Source organism: Mesorhizobium sp. WSM4817, from assembly GCF_055811135.1.
Map to the genome: position 1 here is coordinate 46,571 of NZ_JBVVQQ010000011.1, position 20,362 is coordinate 66,932.

Here is a 20,362-nt window from a genome sequence, read left to right on the forward strand (position 1 = left end):
ATCAACCGCACCTGAATCTAGTGGTGGATAGTTTGCTGCCATCTTCGTGACATCAGCGTTCAGGAACTTCAAATCCAAAACCACACTACAATTCACTGGCTTCCCTGCCCTGGTATTGGTTTAGAAGCTCCGACCTAGCAAATCAGTCGCCTGCGAGAGGCGCGGCACCTGACGCCACCTGCTCAGCACGTCGATGGGGTCCCCGGGGATAACCTAGTGATGATGCTATCAGATCGATGTAAGCAGCTGGCGCGTGCTGGCCAGCCCACGCAAGGGTCAGAATTGCGCTCCTGAATTTCCCGCTTCTGTTTAGATCCCGCACGGCTGCCTTGATCATTTGCCTACCGTACAATCTTTTCCAAAAGCCTATGCCGTCTCTATAAGCTGCTTTATAGGATCGGTCGCTGCCGGTGTGCATCTTTTGGCGCCTTAAAACCAACAATGCGCTCCGCAGCATCTTTTGGTAATTACGTGACATGTTATAGTCGTGCTGGCGGTACTCGGCAACTATTTCGCTGTACACTTCGATCGGGTACTTTCGAGCAAGGCGCAGGTAAACGTCATAATCTTCGCAGGCTTCCAATCCCGGATCAAAACCTCCCTCCCGAACCAGGATAGAGCGATCGTAGAGTACTGTACCGTGCATCGCGATGAAATTGCCCCTAAGAAATGCTTTATAAGGATCGCCTTCGTATGCGGGCGACCGTTCCCACAGAGCAACTCTATCCAGCGACACCCCACGGTGCCCGCCACATACAAACGCGTATCCAGCCCGCGTGATGAGTGCCGCCACGCCCAGCTCGACTGCATTGGGCAACAGAATATCATCGGCGTCTAAAAACGTCACGTAGGCACCAGTCGACTTAAGCAACCCGGCGTTGCGCGCTGACGGCAATCCGGCGTTCCTCTGGTGAAGAACAATGGCATGTTCTAACTTGTTCGCTACCTCAAGCGAGTTGTCAGTCGACCCATCATCAACCACCAGGATCTCGACATTTCGATAGGTTTGCCATCGAGCACTGTGAAAGGCATCTTGCAAAAAGGTGCCGTGGTTGAAGCATGTGATTACAATACTAACGAGTGGATCCCGCTCGCCCACGGTAAGCTTCCTCTCTATCTCTAGACGCACCTCGTATTCACGGCGCGCTCGAGCTCGTCAGACTACTGTACGCGCGGGCCAACCTTCTCGCGACTCGACTCATTACTGGGTGCCGATACCGCCAGAGTGCGCGCTGAAGTTTTCTCCACTCGTTTGATTGCTCCATCCCAACAGATATCATATGACCTTCCAACCAAACGAGAAACTGGTGCCGGTACTTATGAAACTCACCTTCTTGGTGTACGATTTGGCTGCTCGACGTAGACCTCTGTCGGTAATAGTCGCAACAGGCGCTGGAAACGTAAACAGGCGTCGAGGTGTATACCTTCGCCAGGAACACTTGGTCTGTGAATACCCGTTTGAATTCATCGTTCCAACCCCCAATTCGGTCGACAACATCCGATCTCACCAGCACAGAATTCATCGACGGCGACGCGCCTTCGCCCAAAGGGTACAACGCTGAGAGCAAAGCAGGAGGCCGCGCCAAGCTGTTCTGAGGTGCACCGACGAGCACAAACTCATCTTTGTCTTTGTCTTCAGCGCGACCCGTCCACCGATGCCAATATACCGTCGACCCAACCACCATACCGGCTTCTGCTATCATTTCAAAAATTGATAATTGTTGCTCCAGTCGATCTGGAAGCCAAACGTCATCGGCATCCAAGTATGCAATGTACTCGCCTGACGAATGTTCGCGCCCTAGATTGCGCGATGAACTCGCCCCCAGATTTCGATGCCCGACATGCTCTAAGTATCGAATTTTACCCGGCGACTGCTCCGCGTAACGTTTGGCGACGTCTGTGCTCTCATCTGTAGAACCGTCGTCAATAAGCGCTAACTCCCAATTTGTGTAAGTTTGATCCAACACGCTCTCGACTGCTTCCTGTAAGAAGGAACCTGCGTTTAGAAACGGGGTTATGATCGAGACCAGGGGACGATGCGATTCCACCAAGTACTTCCGTTCCTGTTTGGCAAGCGTCGTTATGCTCGACATTTCCGAAGTGCCTCAATCATGGAGAGGTCCAATATCGGATGCGGGGTAGTATGCCGTTGGCAGTCCAGGAAAAGCAGGCTAAGCATTATAGCAAGTTGATGTGGTCTTCTCAACTAGGCGTGCAGTGGGTGCCAAGGATTGGAGGTGGAGCGAAGCGGAACCGAAGTGTTACCCGCGATACCTCAGGTGACGGCTATCTGAACCCATCCCCCCCCCCCGAATAGGAGGCCGCCTGCGAGCAGGTTGGCCAGATATCACTGACGTCTTTGCGGATGCTTTCGGATTGCAACAAGCACCGCGCTGTCGTCCAAGCTACATTCAACAGAACCTACCGCGGCCAGCGCGTTATTGGCATCCACCGAACCCCCACCCGGCCCAGGCCCTCTGATAACGAAGTGTCCTTTCTCACATGTGAAGTCCCACTTGTGCAGCTGCTTGTACGATTCCGTCTTACCTTCGTTTTCAGCATGATAAAGCACGACGAAACCATCATGTTTTGTGACCGAGAGCATTTGTTGTATTGCCTTGAGTGGACTAGCGGTGTGGTCTATACAATTCTGTCCATGAACAATGTCGAAACTGTAATCGCCAAATTGGGTGGTAAGGTTTTCGGCGTCACCAAAGACTGTTCGAACAATAGGTTGAATGCCAAAATCTCTCAGAACTTGATCATATTCTGATGCCAGAAGGTCAGTTGCAGTAATCCTGATCTCTTTCGAAGCATGCACTTTGCCGAGCTTCGTCAACGGGCCAGCCCCCACATCGAGTATGTGAACTGGGTTGGACGTCAACCTGTCGACATATCGCCCAACGTGATCCTGAATTGGTAAATTGGGGTCAAGACGTTCCTTGTAGTCCTCTGGCCAGAATGATCCCTGAGTGGAGAACCAGTGTCTCCAAAACAGAACTTCGTCTTTGAGCTGTTGGGATCGGCTGTCTCCCTCCAGCCAGCGCAGGATATTTCGTCCGAGCCGCCGAGCCCTAGTCAACACCGATGTCGATCTTCTCAGAGACCGTTCTCTAGCCATGACGGGACTCCTCGCGGTGAAGACGGTTTACGGTCCGCTCTGGTCGCGTTTAGGCGTTGCTCGCCCTCGCCATGGCGTAAGCCCCTCCGGAAGTCAGGTCAAGTGCAACAAGCAGGTTGGGCATTGCGTTCCGCCATCCGGATCGGGATCCGAGATCGTCAGGTCCGAAAGGTGCCCAGTCCTGCGGCCGGAGTGATGTCGACTTCGAGGTCCGGCTGCGGCCTCAGCCCTGCTTCCTCGTAGCTCCGCCCGACCAAGTCCATCGCCTTCTCGCGCAGGCCGGCCTCGACCGGAGCCGTCGGTTCCGGCCACGGTTCCGTCGACTCGCCGCCGCAGATCGCGATCCGGTAGGGTTCGCCGCTGCCCGAGTGCATCAATTGGCTGACGTTGATCTGGTAACCATAGCCGCAGGCGTGTCGGTCCACTCCGTCCACGAGATCCTTTATCGAAAAGACGACATTGCGACCTCGGCAACCTCGTTCGAAATCTCGCTGCCCGCAATGGACTTGATGGCGTAGCAGACGACATTGACTGCAGGCGCGATGCCCGACACTTGGATCAACGGCCGCCAAACAAGACAAGCTGTGCAGCCCTATAAGCTTCCGCTCGACGGCATCCGCTTTTCGATTTCCTTTAATATGTTGGTTGCGCGTGCGATGCGGCTATGCTTGGCCAGAAAGTCCGTCTTCGCCTGCAGCCCAATCTGATCCCGAAACACCTTGTTTTCGCGCAGGCGCTGAAGGGCTTTGACCCAGTCCGACCGGTTGTCTGGGGACACCAGAACGCTGTTAACTCTATCCCTCAAAACTTCACGGATAACTGGCAGGTCGGAGGATACTATCGGTTTGCCGTGCGCCATATACTCGAAGATCTTGAGCGGCGACATTCCCTCAGCGATATTTCGACCGCCGCCCTGGCCCTGTACATTTCTGAGATAGGGCGCGAGTACTCAGAACTTCCGTTCGTTCTCTGAGAAGTACGCACCTTGAGGTAAGCTATCGCCATCATGACAGGAGCTGCCAAATGAGGCGCAAGGAACCAGACAGCCGCGGTTTTGCTGCCGCGCTGCAGGCCATAGGCGGAAAGTGGAAAACCTCGCTGCTATGGGAACTGCACCTGCGGCCTTACCGCTTTGCCGAACTGCGCCGCTTGTTGGCTGGCGTCAGCGAAAAGGTGCTCACCCAACAATTGCGGCAGATGGAAGCCGACGGGCTGATCAGCCGGCGCGCCTATGACGAGGTACCGCCCTCGCGTGAAATACTCGATCACGCCGCTCGGCTTTAGCCTGAACGATGCGGTGACAGTCATGTCGGCGTGGGGCAAGCACCACGAGACATGGAAATCGCACCGTAAAGCGGCCTGACGCGGGCAGCCTATGGAGGCTTTGGCCGACCGCCGCACGACATTCCTAGCTAGTCGATGCGCGGTCGCTGCTTGCCACGACGGGCCAGAACATTGGCGACGACCAGCAGCACGATCGACAGTGCCATCATCAGCGTCGCGGCAGCGGTGATTGCCGGGCTCAGCTTCTCGCGCAGGCCGATGAACATCTCGAGCGGCATGGTGCGCTGATTGGCGCTGGCCAGGAACTGCGCCACGACGACCTCGTCGAACGAGGTGACGAACGCGAAGGCCGCCCCTGACAGCACGCCGGGCAGGATCAGCGGCAGCATCACCCTGAAGAACGATGTGATGGGCCTTGCTCCGGAGATGGCGGCGACGCGCATCAGATTACGGTCGAAGCCGGTGAGGCTCGCTCCCACCGTGACGACGACGAAGGGACTGGCGAGCGCGGTGTGCGCCAGGATGATGCCGGCATAGGTGCTGGCAAGGCCGACGCGTGCATAGAACAGATATGAACCGACGGCGGTGATCACCACCGGCACGACCAGTGGCGACAGCAGCAGCGGCATGACGATGCGGCGGCCGGGAAATTTTTCGTCTGAAAGTGCGATCGCCGTCAATGTGCCGAGTATCGTTGCGATCAGCGTCGTCCCGAACGCAACGATCAGGCTGTTGCCGATTGCTGCTTGCCAGCGCTGGGTTCCAAGCACGACCTCGTACCAGCGCGTCGAAATTCCCTCCAGCGGAAAAATGAAGAAGGCGCCGCTGTTGAACGACAAGGGAACGGGAATGAGGATTGGCACGAGGAGGAACAGGATCACCATGCTGCACCACAGCCAGAGCAGGGTGATGCGGATTCTCTCGCCTGTCGTTGGATAGGGAGACAGCAACATGGCTACACCAGCTTGAGACGGTCGAGGCCGAGGATGCGGGCGAAGATGCCGAACAACGCCAGTGTGAAGACGAGCAGGATGAAGCTGAGCGCCGCCGCCATCTCCCAGTTCAGTTCGACATTGACGTAGCTGGCGATGAAATTGCTGATCAGCTGGTCGCTGGCGCCGCCGATCAGCGCCGGCGTGATGTAATAGCCGAGGCAGAGGATGAAGGTGAGCAGACAGCCGGCCATCACCCCAGGAAAGACCTGTGGAAGGTAGACGCGGCGGAAGGCGGTAAAAGGTTTTGCGCCGAGCGAATAGGCAGCCTTCATCTGCGAGGGCTGGATGGTGCGCATGACGCTGTAGATCGGCAGCAGTGTGAACGGCAGCTGGATGTGGGTCATGGCGATGATCAGTCCGATGCGGCTGTACATCAGGTCGAGCCGGTCGTCGGCAACGCCGAGCCACAGCAGCAGGTCGTTGACCAGGCCGAATTTCTGCAGGAGCACAGTCCAGGCTGCGGTTCGCACCAGGATCGACGTCCAGAACGGCAGCAGCACCGCGACGATGAGGATGGCGGCGAGGCCCTTGGGCACGGAGGCGATGAGGTAGGCGAGGGGGAAGCCCAGTATCAGCGTGGCCAGCGTCACCGCAGCGGCGACGAAGAATGTGCGCATGAATACCTGCAGGAAGATGGCCTGTTCGGGCGGCACCTTTTCGATGCCGCCATCGGCATTCCAGCGCAGATCAAGCGCGCTCAGCAGGTAGAACGACGTCACGCTATGGGTGCCGCTCTCGATGACCGGCCATGTGCCCGGGGCCGACCAGAACGGCACCGCTTTCATCACCTCCAGCGGCGGCCTGTCGGCGGCCTCGAGTTGACGCACCGTCTTGAGCACCTGGCTGCGTGCACCTGGTAGACGGGCGTTCAGGCTCTTGGCGAGTTCGTAGGCGGTGCCCTTGGCCTGATTGCTGCGGAGATCGGCGGCAAGGGCCAGGAACGCAGCATCGTCGGGCAGTCCCGTGCCGTTCCAGCCGGCCAATGCCTGGCTGGTCTGCGGCAAGGCGTCGGCAATCGTCGGATCATAAACAGCGCGCGACAGAAGTAGGACGATCGGGATGCCGAAGCTCAGCGCCAGCAGCACAAGCAAAGGTGCCGCCAGCGCCAGCGACCGCAGACGGTCGCCGAGATCGGCGCGGCGAAGCGCCGCCGCGACCGACCTTGCGGTGCCGGAATCCGCGGCCGACCAGTCGCGGCTTGCCCGCGGCCGGTCCAGTTTCGTGTGCTCAAGCGCCGACATTTTTCCCCTACTGGGCGAGCCAGGCGTTGAAGCGCTTGACCAGATCCTCGCCATAGTCGCCCCAGAATTCGGTATCGGCGACCAGGTAAGCAGTCATGTGGTCAGGTGCGTTCGGCAATTTCGGCAGGGCGTCCGGCGCGACGAAGGAAGCCGCATCGATGCGCACCGGCCCGTAGGTGATGTAGCTGGCGAGCTTGGCGTTAATTTCCGGCTGGCTGATATAGGCAAGATACTTGTAGGCTAGGTCCGGGCTCTTGGCGCCCTTCGGAATGGCAATCATGTCATATTCGAGGATCTGGTTGTTCCAGACGATCTTGAACGGCGCCCCGTCCTTGTCGATGGCATTCTGGATACGGCCGTTCCAGGCGGTGGTCATCACCACTTCCTTGGATGCGAGGAGCTGAGGCGGCTGTGCGCCGGCATCCCACCAGACGATGTCCTTCTTGATGGTGTCGAGCTTCTTGAAAGCACGATCGACACCTTCGGGGGTTGCCAGCACCTCGTAGACATCGGCCGGCGCGACACCATCGGCCATCAGCGCCCATTCGAGGTTCTGCGCCGGAAACTTGCGCATCGCGCGCTTGCCCGGAAACTTCGTCGTGTCGAAGATGTCGAGGACCGAAGTCGGCGCCTCCTTCAGCACGTTGGGATCATAGGCAAGCACGTCGCCATAGGCATCAAGGCCGACGCCGCAGTCGAGTGCCGAACCTTCGATGAACTTTTCGCGGGGGGCGATCTTGGAATAGTCGAGCCGCTCGAGAATGCCGGCGTCGCAACCCTGCAGCACGGTCGCGGTCTCGACCGTCACCAGATCGATCGGCACGTTGCCGGTGTCGACCATCGCTTTGACCTTGCCGAGATCGCCGAGATATTCCTGCTCGACGATCTTGATCCCGGTCTCCTTGCTGAACGGCTCGAACCACGCTTTGCGCTGGGCATCCTGCCAGGCGCCGCCGCTGGCCATGATCGAAAGCTCTTCGGCGAAGGCAGCGTGTCCCGACGTGATGAATGCTGTGGCTGCCGCGAAAGCGAACAGCCGGGTTTTTGTGATTTTCATTGTTCTTATTCCCCTGTTTTCGAGATGGAACCGCCCGTTCCGGCATCGGCCGGAAAGGCGCGGCAGTCGTTGGGCGCGCAGGAAACCGTGACCGGTTCCCCGCTACCCATGGTCGCTTCGGGGCCGACCTTGACGGTCAGCACCTGTCCGTTTTCAAGCCTGGCCAGAAGACGCTGATGGTCGCCGAGATAGACGCGGCCATCGACCGTGGCGGCTAGCGCATTTGCTCCATTCGAAGCGGGCGCAAGCTTCAGCCGCTCCGGGCGGATGGCGACATGGCAGGCCGCACCCTCCGCAACGCCGATGGCCAGCGCGGTTACCGAACCGCCGCCGTGCAGCGTGACGCGGCACTCCTTGCCGGAGATGCGCTCGACCTTGCCTTCCAGCGTGTTGTTCTCGCCGATGAAGCTCGCGACAAAGGAGCTCTCCGGCGTGTTGTAGAGGTCATCAGGCGAACCGAGCTGGGCAATCCCGCCATTGTTGAACACGGCAACGCGGTCCGACATGGTCAGCGCCTCGCTCTGGTCGTGCGTCACATAGACGATGGTGACGCCGAGCATCGTGTGCAGCTGCTTGATCTCGAGCTGCATATGCTCGCGCAGCTTCTTGTCGAGCGCGCCGAGCGGCTCGTCCATCAGCACCAGGCTCGGCTCGAACACCAGCGCGCGGGCAAGCGCGACACGCTGCTGCTGGCCGCCGGAAAGCTGTGCCGGCCGCCGGTCGCCGAACTGCCGCAGCCGCACCATATCGAGCGCGCGGCCGACGCGGGATGCAACGTCCGCCTTGGTGATCTTGCGGACCGAGAGCGGGAAGGCGACGTTCTCCTCGACGCTCATATGCGGAAACAGCGCGTAGTTCTGGAACACCATGCCGATGTTGCGTTCGTAAGGCGGCAGCCGGTCGACCGACCGGCCTTCAAGCGTAATGACGCCGCTGGTCGGCCGTTCGAAACCGGCAAGCATGTTGAGCGTCGTCGTCTTGCCCGAACCGGAGGGGCCGAGAAGGGTGAGGAACTCGCCGCGCGCCACGCTGAGGTTCAGCCGTGTTACCGCGAACGTGCGGCCGTCATAGGATTTCTCGACATCGACGAACTCGACAAATCCTTGGCGGGCGTCTGGTGCCGCAGCGGCGCTGTCGGCTGACAGGACTGTCGCTTCGGCGATCACGGACGGAAATCCATTGAGCGCCGGCAATGGCCGCTTGTCGAAACGAGGTGGTGCTTGCCGTGCATGTGTCGGTCTCGCCTGACGCTGGCCGCGCAAGGCGGCAAACCAAACTTGTATGCTCACACAATCAATCGATAAAGAACCATAGATGCAGACAAGTTTGCCCGTCAAGCAGCTTTCTTCAAGATTGTGTGAGATTTTTCAACCGGATTTTGAAAACATGTACCGGACAAGTGCTATTGTCCGGAGCATTGTCTTATGCTAGATGCGCCGGGCAGCCAAAGTGTCAACACACCGAAACCTCCAATCCGCATGCTTCAGGACCTGCAACTCGCCTCGGACGAAGGCCCGGTCTACCGGCGCCTTGCTGACGCTATTGCCGAACGGATTACAGCCGGCACGCTTGCCGTTGGAGACCGGCTGCCGCCGCAGCGCGAGATTGCCCGCGCACTTGGCATCAACGTCACCACGGTGACGCGCGCGCTATCGACGCTGCAGCAGCGCGGCCTGCTCGAAGCGCGGCCCGGACGCGGCACCACGGTCGCGGCCCGCAACGGCGGCGAAGGACCAGGTTTCGTGTCGGCGCCGAGCGAAGACAGCGGCGTCATCGATCTTTCCGTGAACAGACCAGCGACCTCGGCCTATCTCGACGCGCTGGCGCTGCTGTTGCCGCGTCTGTCCAAAGACCGGCACTACGCCACGCTTCAGGACTATCATCCGCCCGACGGGCCGCTGTGGGCGAGAGAGGCAATCGCCGAGTGGATGCGGCCGGCGGCGGGCGACGGCGATCCCGGCCGGGTGGTGCTGGCGGCGGGCGCCCAGCATGGGCTGGATTGCGTGCTTGGCGCGGTTACCAGGCAGGGCGAGGTCGTGCTCGCCGACGAAGTGACCTATCAGGGCATCAATGCACTGTGCCGAGTGCATGGGCTCGATCTCAGAGGCGTCGCCATGGACCGCGGCGGCATGCGGGCCGACGCGTTCGAGGCAGCCTGCGCGCAGCTGCGCCCGCGCGCGGTTTTCCTGGTGCCGACCCTGCACAATCCGACCACCATCACACTGGGCGAGGATCGCCGGCACGAACTGGTGGCTGTGGCCCGTCGCCATAATGTCCTCATCATCGAGGATGACGTCTACCGGCCGCTGGCGGACAATCCGCCGCCGTCGCTTGCCAGCCTCGAGCCCGAATTGACGGTTCACATCGGCGCCTTGTCGAAATGCCTTGCCCCAGGGTTGCGCCTCGGTTTTGTGATCGCGCCACGTGCCATAGCCGGCCAGGTCGCCGCGGCTTTACGCATCAACTGCTGGAGCATCAGCCCTCTGACGGCGCTTATCGGCGCGCGGCTGATAGAAGAGGGCTCGGCGGCGCGCATCATCGAAGCCCAGAAGCAAGAGCTTCGTCAGCGCCAGGCCATCCTCACCGAAATCCTCGGCCGCTACGATGTCCAGAGCCACGCCACCTCGACCCATGCCTGGCTGCGCCTCCCGGAGCCGTGGCGGGGCGCGGGTTTCGCTCGCACCTGCCTGGAACGTGGCGTTGCCGTTCTTCCCGGCGACGCCTTCGCGGTTGGGCGCGAGCCGGTGCAGCACGGAGTGCGCATTAATGTCGGCGCCGCGCGCTCGCTCGTCGATCTGCGCACGGCCCTGAACACCATGGCCGAACTGCTCGCGGCCGGGCATCTGCAGCTGCCTGGCTTCGTCTAGACCATGATCCCGAAAAGTGGCGGCCGGTTTTCGGAAAAGATCATGGTCAAACAAGAAGATATGGTCGTGGCTGCACCGGAAACCGTGGAAGTCGCCATAGTCGGCGCCGGCATTGTCGGTTTGGCAACGGCGCTCCGGCTTGCGGCCGAGAGGCGCGAGGTGCTGCTCATCGACCCCAACGAGCCTGGTTCCGGCGCCTCGTTCGGCAACGCCGGAACGCTCGCCGAATATGCCTGCATGCCGGTCGGCAACCCGGCCGTGCTGCGCCAATTACCAAAACTGCTCCTCGATCCGGACAGCCCTTTCGCATTGCGCTGGACAGCATTTTTCCAGCTGGCGCCCTGGCTGGTCCGCTTCGTGCGGCAGTCGCTTCCGGCGGCCACCCGCGCCAACGCGCTGGCGCTCGCCGGGCTTCTGGCTGAGGCCCTGCCGGCCTGGGAGGAGATGCTGAAAGAGGCAGATATGGCCGACCTGATGCGCCGCAACGGCTGTCTCTACTTATATCGCCGCAAGAGCGATTTCGCCAAGGCCGCTGGGGGCAGGGCGCTGCGCGCCGGGTTTGGTGTGCATCAGGAGGTTCTGACGCCGGCAGAGGTGGCCGCGCTCGAGCCAAGCCTGCCCCCGGCGGGGGCCTGCGGCCTGTACTTCCCGGACTCGATGAACGTCACCGATCCGAAGACGCTGATGCGGCGGCTGCTCGATGCAGCGACCGCCCGCGGCGTGTCGGTGGCGCAGGCTGCTATAACCGGGCTGCGGGTCGATGCGGACGGTGTCAGGCTCGGCGGTTCCGGCCTGCGCATCAAGGCGAACACGGTGGTGATCACCGCGGGCGCGCAATCGCGGGCGTTGGCGATGCAGGCCGGCGACGGCGTCCCGCTCGAGACCGAACGCGGCTATCATCTCGAATTCCCGACCGAAGCGCCTCTGCTCAATCGTCCGGTCTGTCCTGTCGATCTCGGCTTTTACATCACGCCGATGACCGGCCGGCTGCGTGTCGCCGGAACCGTCGAGCTCGGCGGGTTTGCAGCACCGGCAAATCCGCGCCGGCTGGCTTTGCTCGATCGCGGCGTCAGGCATTTCTTTCCCCAACTCGGCCGGCCTTCATCCGAATGGCTCGGGTTCCGGCCGTCGCTGCCCGATTCCCGGCCGGTCATCGGTCTGTCGCGTGGCAGCTGCAGGGTGATCCATGCCTTCGGTCACGGTCATCTCGGCCTCACTCTGGCGCCGATCACGGCCCGCTTGGTTGCCGACCTGATTGCCGGACGCGGCGATCCTGACCGCCTCGCACCCTTTGCAGCGGACCGCTTCGATGCATGAGGGTACGTCGGCTCGGCCGCAGTAGCGCAGCGTGAGCATTGGATGGGCGTTCGGCATCCTCTTCTGTCCCCCAACCGACGCTTGCCTGCGCCAATTGCGGATGCCGGCTTCGACCCGAAGCACCATTCAAGCAAAACCCGCCCCGGTCTCCGGAGCGGGTCTGTTGCCTGAGGCGGAACTCAACACATGTCCGCAGCAGCAAGGTCGCCTCGCGATGCTGAAGATCTGGTTAACCGGCCATAATTGATTCAAATCCGGCTGTGGATGTTCGCCTTTGGGTAAATCGAATGGGCCATCCTTGTCGGGCGGCGGGCAAAAGGAGAATCCATGACAAGTGACTTTGCCGCCGCCCACCTCCATCTTGAACGAGCCTGTCACTATTTGCGCGGCGATGACGAGACGAGCAGCGCGGCTCGTGCCGCCCTGGACATCCTGATCGATGCAATTGCCGCAGCCCAGTACAAGCGTCCGCCCGCGGACGTGGTGGAATTTCCCAGAACGGCAAAGCAGCGTTAGTCGGCGAACCCTAAGCGCGGCGCATCCGCAGGATTTATGCGCCGCTTCAAGTTATTGTTTCTATACATGTCATTGGCCTTGACATGTCCTTGTCTTGATACCGCTGCGCGCCTTGGGAGACATGCAGGTGCGGGCGAAACAAATGGAGCGGGATGGCCAGTTCAATTCAAACGCATCCCGCTTTGGGTCCGCCGTACCCTCTCCCAATGGCTGATGCTCGGTAGCAGGAGCTACCGACAACGCCGGATTGACTCTTACTCTGCGCCCGTGCTGATGTTGCAGTGCAACATAGAGCAACGGTTCCGAAGGCGGCAAGTCGTCCCCAGTTGGACGCCAAAGAACCTGCAGGGCAACTTGAGGGGGCTTAACTGGTGTACTCGAGCACGACGCCGTTATGGAACGTTGGTCGCGGCAAGATCACGAAAGTCAGCGGACGGGACACCACATTTGACGGGTTGTCCGCATTTGCCCCTTTCTGGGCAATGGCGGCGATCTTGAGTATCGCCGGTGATATCTATTCCATGCTTGGCTACAAGGGGCCGCTTTTTGCCGCCCTGAGCTGGTCGGTCGTCCTGTTCAGCCTGCTTCTCCTGCTGTACCCGCGGCGAACCGAGCTATTGATCGGGCTCGTGATGGTATCGCTGGTGCTGTACGCGCTGCGCATGCCGGTCGCTTCGAACAATAAGACGATCACGGCGGTGATGAATGGGGCTATCCTGCTCAGCGCAGCGGTGCTCTATCTACGGGCCGCCGGCCGCGGCGCCGCCCTGGACCGGATGGCCCTTTACCAGCAGATCCGGGTCGTCGCCCGGGCGCTGCTCGCCATCATGTATTTCTACGGCATCTTCCACAAGATCAACACCGATTTCCTCGATCCTTCCGTGAGTTGCGCGGTGGGCCTCTACGCTCCTCTGGCTCGTCCGTTCGGCCTCGAGGACGATCTTTTCGGCCGGTATCTTGCGATCTTCGCAACCTTCGTCATAGAGGCGATCGCGATCGTGTCTCTCTACTGGAAGCGCTATTTCGCCGTGGGATTCATTCTCGCACTCGTCTTCCATTACGTGATTCCGATCTCGGCCTATTCCTGGTACATGGACTTTTCCAGCCTGGTGTTTGCGCTGTATGTGCTGAGCATCCCTACGCCCGCCAGCGAAGCGCTCTATCGCAGCTCGCTGGAGTTTACCAATCCGCTGCGCGAGACGTTCGGCCGGGTCGGGATCTTGCTGCCGGGCGCGGCCGTGATGCTGTTGGCGGTCACTCTCGTCATTCTGCTCACCTATGCTTTTCCCGGGCGCTCCTTCGACATGATGGTCCACTCCGTCTGGATCCTCATTTGGGCGGTAGTGGGCGGCGCGGCGATGGTCGTGCTGGCCTATGTGGCTCTGCAGAATCTGCCTTGCAAGACTGTTTCCTCGCCGCGCCAGCCGCTCTGGGTCTATTTGGTGCCGGGCTTGTTCTTCCTCTCCTGCCTGTCACCCTATGTCGGGCTCAAGACGGAGAGTTCCATCAACATGTTCAGCAATCTGCACACGGAAGCCGGCCAGACCAATCATCTGCTCTTTCCCAAGCCACCATACCTGTTCAACTATCAGAACGAGGTGGTGAAGATCGTTGATTCCTCGGAGCCTCATCTCGTCCGGCAGTCGCGGGCGGGCAATCACCACGTCCTCCTCGATTTGAAGAAACAGCTGCGCCGGAAGCCGGAGGCCTGGGTGACTTACGTGAAGGACGGCGAGACGATTACCCGGGCTAACGCGTCGACCTTCGCGGGCGAAATGCCCAGCCTCATCGAACGCAAGTTGCTTATGTTCAAGTTGGTGGATTTCTCGCGGCCGAAGGCCTGCACCCACTGAGCGCCGTTCTCACGAACGAAACTGGAGATGTCGACTGATAGATGTCGCTGGGCAGTCGACTTAAGCCCTCCATTTCGCCGGGAAATGTCCAAAGCGCCTCGCGATTGCAAGAGTCACGCGTCGCTTTAAGTTCATGTCGTTGTTGCAAACCACTGCGCACCCTCGGATCAGGGCCCGAGGGCATGCTTTTGCGCGACATGAATTGAATTAGCGCCGTTCGAGATCTGCAGGGATCAGCGAGCGGCCGCGAAGCCGCAGGGTGGCCCGGCGTCCGAGCTTGAGCGCCGGATAGATCAGCCGCGCCGCCGTCCTGTTTGAGAGAATCCTGCGGTTGAGCCAGCCAAAAAGCGTCGAAGAGGAACTGAGGATCGCCAGGAGATTGATGGCTTCCTCGCCGTGGTAGACGCGGTCCTCGAAAACGAAGAGCATGCCCTCATTCAGGTCGAAGCCCTGGCGCTGAAACTCGGCAACGCGCGGGTCGCCGGAGCGCGCGTCGAGCAGCTCGACAGGACCGACCGCGTCGCGCAGCCGGGCAAAGCGGACATAGCTTTGGCAGAAGATGCAGTCGCCGTCATAGATGATAAGCGCCGTCTTCCCGGGTGGCTTCATTGCAGCGTCGGATCCTGACTGTGCCCGATCGGTGCTTCTACGGCGCCATCCATCGCGCAATTGCTGTAGAATGCGCAGCCGGAGATGACGGGCAGGTTGCTGAAGGCGTCGAGGATGGCGACGAGCACCAGCCCGATAATGCCGAGCATCAACATTTTCTTGTAGGCGGGCAGGTCGCGAAGCATCTTGGTCCTTTGCTGCTTGATACGGACCTGGTCGATCCGACGTCAAAGCGCGATCGATTTCAACAGCCGGCCGCCTTTCGCAAAAACGGTAACCGGCGCGGGTCAACGTTTCCTATCGAAAGGCCTTGAACTGACACATCGGCACTACCCCGATATTGTGCAGCGCAACAATGGGTGAAGATCGGCGGAAAATCAAGCGGACTGCTGAATTTTAGTCTGCGCGGTCTGGGGTTCAGGGACGCGGCAAACGCATGGATTTCAACTCAGGCCATGGCTATTTCCTCATCCGCGGCCTCATCCTGGTCGGTGCCGGGCTTCTGATCCTTTCGCTGATCGTCAATATTCGTGTGGCGCACAGCGCGCGCCACGACATGCGCCATCGTGAAAAGCTTCTGGAATATAATCGCAACATCTTTTCCCAGCTTGGCGTGATCCTGATCGGTATTGGCGTTTCTCTGTTCATCTTCTTCTTCAGCAGAATTATCAGGACCAGCGCAAACGAGAAACTGAGCTCCAGCTGGCTCTCGCCAAACTGGCCGCGCGCATTGCTCGCGGCGCCGCCGTCGTCGAATACCTTGGCGAATTCGATGCGCTGCTGGATGATGGCGGGCCCTACATCAGCCCGGAACTCGGTGGAACGAATGCCGCGCCCGCTCCGAGGCGCGGGGCCACTCGCCAGGTTACGAAGGTCTTGCGCCCCGCGACTGACACCCGTAACATGGGGTTGCAATCACGTCGAAAGGTGGTCAGGCCGAGTTCGCATCCCTCGGGAGCTAGGTCGATGACCAAGGTACGGTGCTCACCGTTCAGAGGGCAGCAGCCCCAGTAGCGCGAAGCCAAGGCGTGAAACCATTTGGCAGGACCCGACAGCATGTGATGCCTGAGAGCGCCTGGGGAGTTCGCTACGCAAAATGTAGAATGTTTGCCCATCGCCTCTTGCCGAAAATCGTCAAGAAACGATTGAGGCGGCTGATGAGATATGACCGACCCGGCGTCGGAAGGGTGCGCTTTGGCGACTTTGAGCGGACGGATCCGATCAGTCGAAATTTCGGGTATGATCGCGGAACACCAATTGATCGTATCTACATCGAAAGATTTCTGGCGGAACACGCGTCAAGCATCCACGGTAGAACGCTTGAAGTCGTCGACGACGACTACACGGCTCGCTTCGGAGGACCGAGAACGACACAGCGTGATATCGTCGACTTGCGCCCTGAAAATACCCGCGCGACGATCGTCGGCGACCTCACGAGCCTGGGCGCAGAATGGAACGATAAGTTCGATGCGATCGTACTGACCCAGACTCTGCATCTCATCTTTGATCTGCAGAAGGCCGTTTCTGCGCTCTTCCGGCTCCTCAAGAGCGGTGGAACCGTACTTGTAACGGTGCCAGGCCTGACGCCCATTGATCATCATCAGGAATATGAAACCTGGTATTGGTCGCTGACGGAAGCTTCCGCTCGCCGATTGTTCTCGGATGTCTTTGGGGCGGACTCGACGCATATTGCTGTCTATGGAAACGTCTGCTCTGCGGTATGCTTTCTCGAAGGTATTGCTGCGGAAGAGCTCAAGCCAGAAATGCTACACGAGCAGGATCATCACTTTCCTGTCACCATCGGGATATGCGCCACAAAGGGCTAATAGAATGGCTTGGACGCTCAAGACAAGGTTGCGCCGCGTTTTACGTCGCTGCGTCTTCAAGCCGGTGATCCTGATGTACCATCGCATCGCTGCAACGGACCTGGACCCGTGGGAACTCGCCGTTTCGCCAACCAATTTCGAGAAGCAGGTGCGGGACCTCGCAAAGACGAGACGTGTGCTGCCGTTGCGCGAACTCGCATCGAGGCACATTGAAGGAAGCCTTCCACCTGACGCTGCAGCCATTACTTTCGACGACGGCTACGCGTGCAATGCCTTAATCGCGGCGCCTATCCTGGAAACGCTCGGTCTTCCTGCTACGTTCTTTCTGGTAACGTCCATGCTCGGGAAAACCGACGAGTTCTGGAACGATGCTCTCGAACGGGTTATCTTCGATCCTAGGACCGCAGGACCAGCCTCCCTCGTCGTCGCCGGTCGCGATGCTCATGTTGATCTGGGTGAGCAGGCCGATGACTATCAATTGGGCCTAGGGTGGCGAGCTATGCACGAGCCGCCTCGAACTGCGCGCGAGCAGGCCTATCTCAAGCTTTGGAAGGTTCTGAAGCCGGCCTCTTTTGATGTGCAGTACCAAGCAATCGAATCACTCGCTCGCCAGGTCGGCAGTGACTTGGCGCCTCGAACCAGCCACCGACCCATGACGATTGATGAAGCCCGAATGCTCTCGCGAAGGTCGCGCTTGGACATTTCAGGTCACACGGACACCCACGTTTCCCTCCCATTGTGGGATCGGCACATCCAGCTGAAGGAGATCCAAAAAAGCTGCCGGACGTGCGAGGACCTGTCGTCCCGCCGATGCACCACATTCGCCTACCCCTATGGCGACTATTCCGACCTGACCATCGAATGCGCAAAAGAGTCGGGGCTGGTCTGCGCCGTGTCGGCCTACCCCAGACCTGTGGCGAACACGGACCTCCCTCTGGTGCTGCCGCGGATCATGATGACGAACGAGAGCATTGTCGGATATCTGGACGCAAATTGATGCATAAGCCGATGTTCGGCGAGCGCGGTCGCGGCGTCATTGTTCAGTTCGTGATCTGGCCTTCAGTCGGGTCGAGATCACGCCAGTCTCCACGATCGGAAGTACGAAATTCTGCGCCATCACGGCTTGGCAGATCTGCTTCTTGAGCAAAGGGCCCACCGAGCGAACGCCACGATCCGACTCTCGCGGCGCATCGACATCACAACAGCTTGTGGAGCCTCGCCGACGTCCACATTGGGGTCGCGATTTGCCCTTGCCCCGAACCTTGAATGTCGCCAACGGGTCAGCAGCACTGGTCGCGCGCATGTCGGATTTTTGAACGGAAAACGGCCCCCGAAGGCTCGAAAGGGCTCTTTCCGGATGTTGACGCCCTATGAACATGTAGGCGTAGAGCCGAATGGTATCGCCCGACTGAATGGGACTATCGGCAATCCGTGAAGCCGAGCCAATTCGCACTTGCCACAAAGTATGATGCGGTGCACAATCGCCATCGAAACCGAAGGACCGGGCCGGCCGATAAGCCGTATCCAGGAAACGCTGAAGTTGAACCTTCCCGTACGTGAGACCTGGCTGGACACTGCCAAGGGCTTGGGAATCACCCTCGTCGTCATGGCCCACGTCCTCGACCACAGCACCTGGCGCTGGGCGCACCCGATTTACTTTACGGCATCGCTGTTCTTCATGCCGTTCTTCTTCATCATATCCGGCTACCTTTTTGCCGTCACGGAGAGGAAGGCGCTTTTCCGGAAGCGCGTCCAGGGCCTGCTCATTCCCTATGTAATGTTTCTCGGCGCGATCATGGCGAGCGTGCTCGTTGTGGACTTTTTGCGCGGCGACACCCCGGCGCCCTGGCAGATCAGGGAACTCATCACCGACGCGCTGTTGGGCGGACGGCACCTGACGCGCGAACTCGGCGTGTTCTGGTTCGTCACCTGCCTCGTCGCCACGCAACTCGTCTACAACGAGGTCGCGATCAGGACCAGCGGACCGACCGATCCCGGCATGCTGATCTTCGTCGGCGCATCCGTCGGCCTCGCCTATTCAATCCAGGCCTATTGGCAGAACGTGCGCGCGCCGCTGGCTCTGACGAACGTGCCGCTCGCCATCGGCGCATTCTGGTTCGGACATTTCCTGCGCGAACGCGGCATGAGCGCGCTGTGGTCGGCGGTGTTTGTCGTGGCGGTTGCTGGGGTCGCGCTGGCGGCGGCGCGGACAGGGTCCGACTTTACCTTCAGCATGAAGAACGCCATTTTCGGCCCGCCACTTCTCGGCTTGCTCGTTGCATTGGCGATCTCGACCTTTATCCTCGGCCTCATCCGCTTCATGGCGATGCCGAGCTTGCGCATCGCTCCGTTGGCGGAAATCGGCGCAGCCTCCCTGGTGATCATGTTCGTCCATCAGTTCGTTCATTTCACGCTGCGGGACTTCGGAATGTCTTCCGAGTTGGCGCTGATCGCCCTGTCGCTCGGACTTCCCTATCTTCTCTATCGCGGACTGAGGTCGTCCCGCATCCTGTCGCCCTGGTTCATCGGAAGCGGAGACCTGGCGCTCAGCATCCAACTGATGAGGCGGAGCCTCGCCTTCCGGGCAGGCTGAGCACGAACGCGGATCGTCTGCCTTGCCGGCCCCGGGGCGTGCGCGTGTCGGCGTCCGAGTACGATCCCCCGGACAGACCTTCCTGGCCCTGTTCCCGCGAGGGCGGCGGGCGTATTCTCGCGGTCCGACGGGTCGAAAATCATCAGGGGAGGAGATTGCGATGGCTGAGGCAACGCGCCACGACGCTTGGCAGGCCGGGGATAGCTACGACCTCTATATGGGGCGATGGAGCCGTCAGATCGCTCCACCGTTCCTGGATTGGCTCGATCCGGCGGAGGGTCTGGACTGGCTGGAGGTGGGTTGCGGAACCGGGGCGCTGTCGGCAGCCATCCTGGCCCGTTGCAATCCCAGGAGCCTGGTGTCCATAGACCCGTCGGAGGGGTTTCTCGCCAAGGCGCGGGCAAACGTGCCGGGCAAGCGTGTCGCGTTTCTCGCAGGCGATGCGCAGGCCTTGGCAGTCGAATCGGGCAGCAAGGACATGGTCGTGTCGGCGCTTGTTCTCAACTTCGTCCCCGACAAGCAAAAGGCGCTCGCCGAGATGCGGCGAGTGGCCCGCCCTGGAGCGACGATCGGCTTCTATGTGTGGGATTATCCTGGCGGAGGAGTGGAATTCATGCGGGCCTTCTGGACCGCTGCGACGGCGCTTGACCCCGGTGCCATCGACCTTACCGAGGACAGGCGTTTTCCATTTTGCACACAAGATGGACTGACCGATCTCGCGGAGAAGGCCGGCCTGGGCTCCATCGACTCCACCCGGATTGAAATGCCGGCCGTGTTCAAGGACTTTGACGACTACTGGCGTCCCTTCACCCTGGGTGCGGGACCGGCGCCCGGCTACTGCATGAGTCTCGACCCCGCAGCTCGCCAGAGATTGATGGAGAGGCTCCGCGACAGTCTGCCGCGCGGCGAGGGCGGGTCCATTCCCCTGAAAACGAGAGCCTGGGCAGTCAAGGCGAAGGTGCGCTGATGACCGGCAGCCCATGTCGCGCCAGACCGGCAGGCGGCCAATCATAGACTGCCGGCGCAAAGTTCGGGTTGACCGGCCTTGTGCGCGAAGCGACTATTCGTTTGGACAGCCGAGAT

22 protein-coding genes are annotated in these 20,362 nt (G+C 60.2%); 11 read left to right on the forward strand and 11 right to left on the reverse strand.

The window, feature by feature from the left end; all coding sequences use genetic code 11:
• Positions 1-142: 142 nt before the first annotated feature.
• From AC0L2K_RS16590 to AC0L2K_RS16610, 5 genes are all read right to left on the reverse strand, one after another.
• Positions 143-1,099 carry a glycosyltransferase family 2 protein gene (locus AC0L2K_RS16590; RefSeq protein ID WP_473524770.1) on the reverse strand — a complete coding sequence of 319 codons (957 nt, stop codon included), beginning with the start codon at positions 1,097-1,099 and terminating at the stop codon, positions 143-145.
• A gap of 37 nt (positions 1,100-1,136) precedes the next feature.
• Positions 1,137-2,093 (reverse strand): glycosyltransferase family A protein, encoded by a 957-nt coding sequence (locus AC0L2K_RS16595; protein WP_473531843.1) that lies wholly within the window; start codon positions 2,091-2,093, stop codon positions 1,137-1,139.
• 254 nt (positions 2,094-2,347) lie between these two features.
• Entirely contained in the window at positions 2,348-3,121 is a 774-nt protein-coding gene (locus AC0L2K_RS16600) for a class I SAM-dependent methyltransferase (protein WP_473524769.1), read from the reverse strand.
• 158 nt (positions 3,122-3,279) lie between these two features.
• A complete protein-coding gene (locus AC0L2K_RS16605; RefSeq protein WP_473531844.1) occupies positions 3,280-3,546 on the reverse strand; it encodes a hypothetical protein in 267 nt (88 codons plus the stop codon).
• 167 nt (positions 3,547-3,713) lie between these two features.
• Positions 3,714-4,007, reverse strand: a complete 294-nt coding sequence (locus tag AC0L2K_RS16610) for a glycosyltransferase (protein WP_473531845.1) — start codon at positions 4,005-4,007, stop codon at positions 3,714-3,716.
• 137 nt (positions 4,008-4,144) lie between these two features.
• Here AC0L2K_RS16610 and AC0L2K_RS16615 point away from each other — a divergent pair, with 137 nt between their 5' ends.
• The gene (locus AC0L2K_RS16615; protein ID WP_473531846.1) at positions 4,145-4,405 is read left to right on the forward strand and encodes a winged helix-turn-helix transcriptional regulator; all 261 of its coding nucleotides are present in this window, start codon (positions 4,145-4,147) and stop codon (positions 4,403-4,405) included.
• Positions 4,353-4,484, forward strand: coding sequence for a winged helix-turn-helix transcriptional regulator (locus AC0L2K_RS16620; protein WP_353682542.1), 132 nt, complete (start codon positions 4,353-4,355; stop codon positions 4,482-4,484). The genes AC0L2K_RS16615 and AC0L2K_RS16620 overlap by 53 nt, the downstream gene beginning before the upstream one ends.
• Before the next feature lie 49 nt (positions 4,485-4,533).
• On the opposite strand, the gene AC0L2K_RS16625 is transcribed toward AC0L2K_RS16620, so the two are convergent.
• From AC0L2K_RS16625 to AC0L2K_RS16640, 4 genes are read right to left on the reverse strand one after another with little or no spacing between them, the layout of a single operon-like run.
• Complete coding sequence (locus tag AC0L2K_RS16625; protein ID WP_473531847.1) at positions 4,534-5,358, reverse strand: ABC transporter permease; 825 nt, start codon at positions 5,356-5,358, stop codon at positions 4,534-4,536.
• A gap of 2 nt (positions 5,359-5,360) precedes the next feature.
• Positions 5,361-6,641, reverse strand: a complete 1,281-nt coding sequence (locus AC0L2K_RS16630) for an ABC transporter permease (RefSeq protein ID WP_287345464.1) — start codon at positions 6,639-6,641, stop codon at positions 5,361-5,363.
• Between the two features lie 7 nt (positions 6,642-6,648).
• A complete protein-coding gene (locus AC0L2K_RS16635) occupies positions 6,649-7,698 on the reverse strand; it encodes an ABC transporter substrate-binding protein (protein WP_287345463.1) in 1,050 nt (349 codons plus the stop codon).
• Between the two features lie 5 nt (positions 7,699-7,703).
• A complete protein-coding gene (locus AC0L2K_RS16640; protein ID WP_473531848.1) occupies positions 7,704-8,864 on the reverse strand; it encodes an ABC transporter ATP-binding protein in 1,161 nt (386 codons plus the stop codon).
• A 312-nt stretch (positions 8,865-9,176) separates the two neighbouring features.
• Between AC0L2K_RS16640 and AC0L2K_RS16645 the strand changes: the two genes are divergently transcribed.
• From AC0L2K_RS16645 to AC0L2K_RS16660, 4 genes are all read left to right on the forward strand, one after another.
• Positions 9,177-10,565: an aminotransferase-like domain-containing protein gene (locus AC0L2K_RS16645; RefSeq protein WP_473531849.1), complete on the forward strand. Its 1,389-nt coding sequence runs from the start codon at positions 9,177-9,179 to the stop codon at positions 10,563-10,565.
• A 42-nt stretch (positions 10,566-10,607) separates the two neighbouring features.
• Positions 10,608-11,882 (forward strand): NAD(P)/FAD-dependent oxidoreductase, encoded by a 1,275-nt coding sequence (locus AC0L2K_RS16650; protein WP_473531850.1) that lies wholly within the window; start codon positions 10,608-10,610, stop codon positions 11,880-11,882.
• A 327-nt stretch (positions 11,883-12,209) separates the two neighbouring features.
• Positions 12,210-12,398, forward strand: coding sequence for a hypothetical protein (locus tag AC0L2K_RS16655; RefSeq protein WP_123148143.1), 189 nt, complete (start codon positions 12,210-12,212; stop codon positions 12,396-12,398).
• A gap of 371 nt (positions 12,399-12,769) precedes the next feature.
• Positions 12,770-14,251, forward strand: a complete 1,482-nt coding sequence (locus AC0L2K_RS16660) for a thiol-disulfide oxidoreductase (protein ID WP_473531851.1) — start codon at positions 12,770-12,772, stop codon at positions 14,249-14,251.
• 207 nt (positions 14,252-14,458) lie between these two features.
• On the opposite strand, the gene AC0L2K_RS16665 is transcribed toward AC0L2K_RS16660, so the two are convergent.
• Both AC0L2K_RS16665 and AC0L2K_RS16670 read right to left on the reverse strand, forming a co-directional pair.
• On the reverse strand, positions 14,459-14,860 hold the full coding sequence (locus tag AC0L2K_RS16665) for a thiol-disulfide oxidoreductase DCC family protein (RefSeq protein WP_473531852.1): 402 nt from the start codon (positions 14,858-14,860) through the stop codon (positions 14,459-14,461).
• Positions 14,857-15,045: a hypothetical protein gene (locus tag AC0L2K_RS16670; RefSeq protein ID WP_128246943.1), complete on the reverse strand. Its 189-nt coding sequence runs from the start codon at positions 15,043-15,045 to the stop codon at positions 14,857-14,859. Before AC0L2K_RS16670 ends, AC0L2K_RS16665 begins: the two co-directional genes overlap by 4 nt.
• Before the next feature lie 251 nt (positions 15,046-15,296).
• Here AC0L2K_RS16670 and AC0L2K_RS16675 point away from each other — a divergent pair, with 251 nt between their 5' ends.
• The 5 genes from AC0L2K_RS16675 (at position 15,297) to AC0L2K_RS16695 (ending at position 20,246) form a co-directional block, all read left to right on the forward strand.
• On the forward strand, positions 15,297-15,830 hold the full coding sequence (locus AC0L2K_RS16675) for a hypothetical protein (RefSeq protein ID WP_473531853.1): 534 nt from the start codon (positions 15,297-15,299) through the stop codon (positions 15,828-15,830).
• A 133-nt stretch (positions 15,831-15,963) separates the two neighbouring features.
• Positions 15,964-16,686, forward strand: coding sequence for a class I SAM-dependent methyltransferase (locus tag AC0L2K_RS16680; RefSeq protein WP_287345458.1), 723 nt, complete (start codon positions 15,964-15,966; stop codon positions 16,684-16,686).
• Positions 16,687-16,690: 4 nt separating this feature from the next.
• The gene (locus AC0L2K_RS16685) at positions 16,691-17,683 is read left to right on the forward strand and encodes a polysaccharide deacetylase family protein (RefSeq protein ID WP_473531854.1); all 993 of its coding nucleotides are present in this window, start codon (positions 16,691-16,693) and stop codon (positions 17,681-17,683) included.
• A 543-nt stretch (positions 17,684-18,226) separates the two neighbouring features.
• Positions 18,227-19,279, forward strand: coding sequence for an acyltransferase family protein (locus AC0L2K_RS16690; RefSeq protein ID WP_473531855.1), 1,053 nt, complete (start codon positions 18,227-18,229; stop codon positions 19,277-19,279).
• Positions 19,280-19,439: 160 nt separating this feature from the next.
• The gene (locus tag AC0L2K_RS16695; RefSeq protein ID WP_473531856.1) at positions 19,440-20,246 is read left to right on the forward strand and encodes a class I SAM-dependent methyltransferase; all 807 of its coding nucleotides are present in this window, start codon (positions 19,440-19,442) and stop codon (positions 20,244-20,246) included.
• Positions 20,247-20,362: the final 116 nt, after the last annotated feature.

Excerpts from the sequence above, each read along its gene's own strand:
- AC0L2K_RS16595 (WP_473531843.1), bottom strand. The coding sequence starts at position 2,093 with ATGTCGAGCATAACGACGCTTGCCAAACAGGAACGGAAGTACTTGGTG.
- AC0L2K_RS16600 (WP_473524769.1), bottom strand. The coding sequence starts at position 3,121 with ATGGCTAGAGAACGGTCTCTGAGAAGATCGACATCGGTGTTGACTAGG.
- AC0L2K_RS16610 (WP_473531845.1), bottom strand. The coding sequence starts at position 4,007 with ATGTCGCCGCTCAAGATCTTCGAGTATATGGCGCACGGCAAACCGATA.
- AC0L2K_RS16615 (WP_473531846.1), top strand. The coding sequence starts at position 4,145 with ATGAGGCGCAAGGAACCAGACAGCCGCGGTTTTGCTGCCGCGCTGCAG.
- AC0L2K_RS16620 (WP_353682542.1), top strand. The coding sequence starts at position 4,353 with ATGACGAGGTACCGCCCTCGCGTGAAATACTCGATCACGCCGCTCGGC.
- AC0L2K_RS16625 (WP_473531847.1), bottom strand. The coding sequence starts at position 5,358 with ATGTTGCTGTCTCCCTATCCAACGACAGGCGAGAGAATCCGCATCACC.
- AC0L2K_RS16630 (WP_287345464.1), bottom strand. The coding sequence starts at position 6,641 with ATGTCGGCGCTTGAGCACACGAAACTGGACCGGCCGCGGGCAAGCCGC.
- AC0L2K_RS16635 (WP_287345463.1), bottom strand. The coding sequence starts at position 7,698 with ATGAAAATCACAAAAACCCGGCTGTTCGCTTTCGCGGCAGCCACAGCA.
- AC0L2K_RS16645 (WP_473531849.1), top strand. The coding sequence starts at position 9,177 with ATGCTTCAGGACCTGCAACTCGCCTCGGACGAAGGCCCGGTCTACCGG.
- AC0L2K_RS16650 (WP_473531850.1), top strand. The coding sequence starts at position 10,608 with ATGGTCAAACAAGAAGATATGGTCGTGGCTGCACCGGAAACCGTGGAA.
- AC0L2K_RS16655 (WP_123148143.1), top strand. The coding sequence starts at position 12,210 with ATGACAAGTGACTTTGCCGCCGCCCACCTCCATCTTGAACGAGCCTGT.
- AC0L2K_RS16665 (WP_473531852.1), bottom strand. The coding sequence starts at position 14,860 with ATGAAGCCACCCGGGAAGACGGCGCTTATCATCTATGACGGCGACTGC.
- AC0L2K_RS16670 (WP_128246943.1), bottom strand. The coding sequence starts at position 15,045 with ATGCTTCGCGACCTGCCCGCCTACAAGAAAATGTTGATGCTCGGCATT.
- AC0L2K_RS16675 (WP_473531853.1), top strand. The coding sequence starts at position 15,297 with ATGGATTTCAACTCAGGCCATGGCTATTTCCTCATCCGCGGCCTCATC.
- AC0L2K_RS16680 (WP_287345458.1), top strand. The coding sequence starts at position 15,964 with ATGTTTGCCCATCGCCTCTTGCCGAAAATCGTCAAGAAACGATTGAGG.
- AC0L2K_RS16685 (WP_473531854.1), top strand. The coding sequence starts at position 16,691 with ATGGCTTGGACGCTCAAGACAAGGTTGCGCCGCGTTTTACGTCGCTGC.
- AC0L2K_RS16695 (WP_473531856.1), top strand. The coding sequence starts at position 19,440 with ATGGCTGAGGCAACGCGCCACGACGCTTGGCAGGCCGGGGATAGCTAC.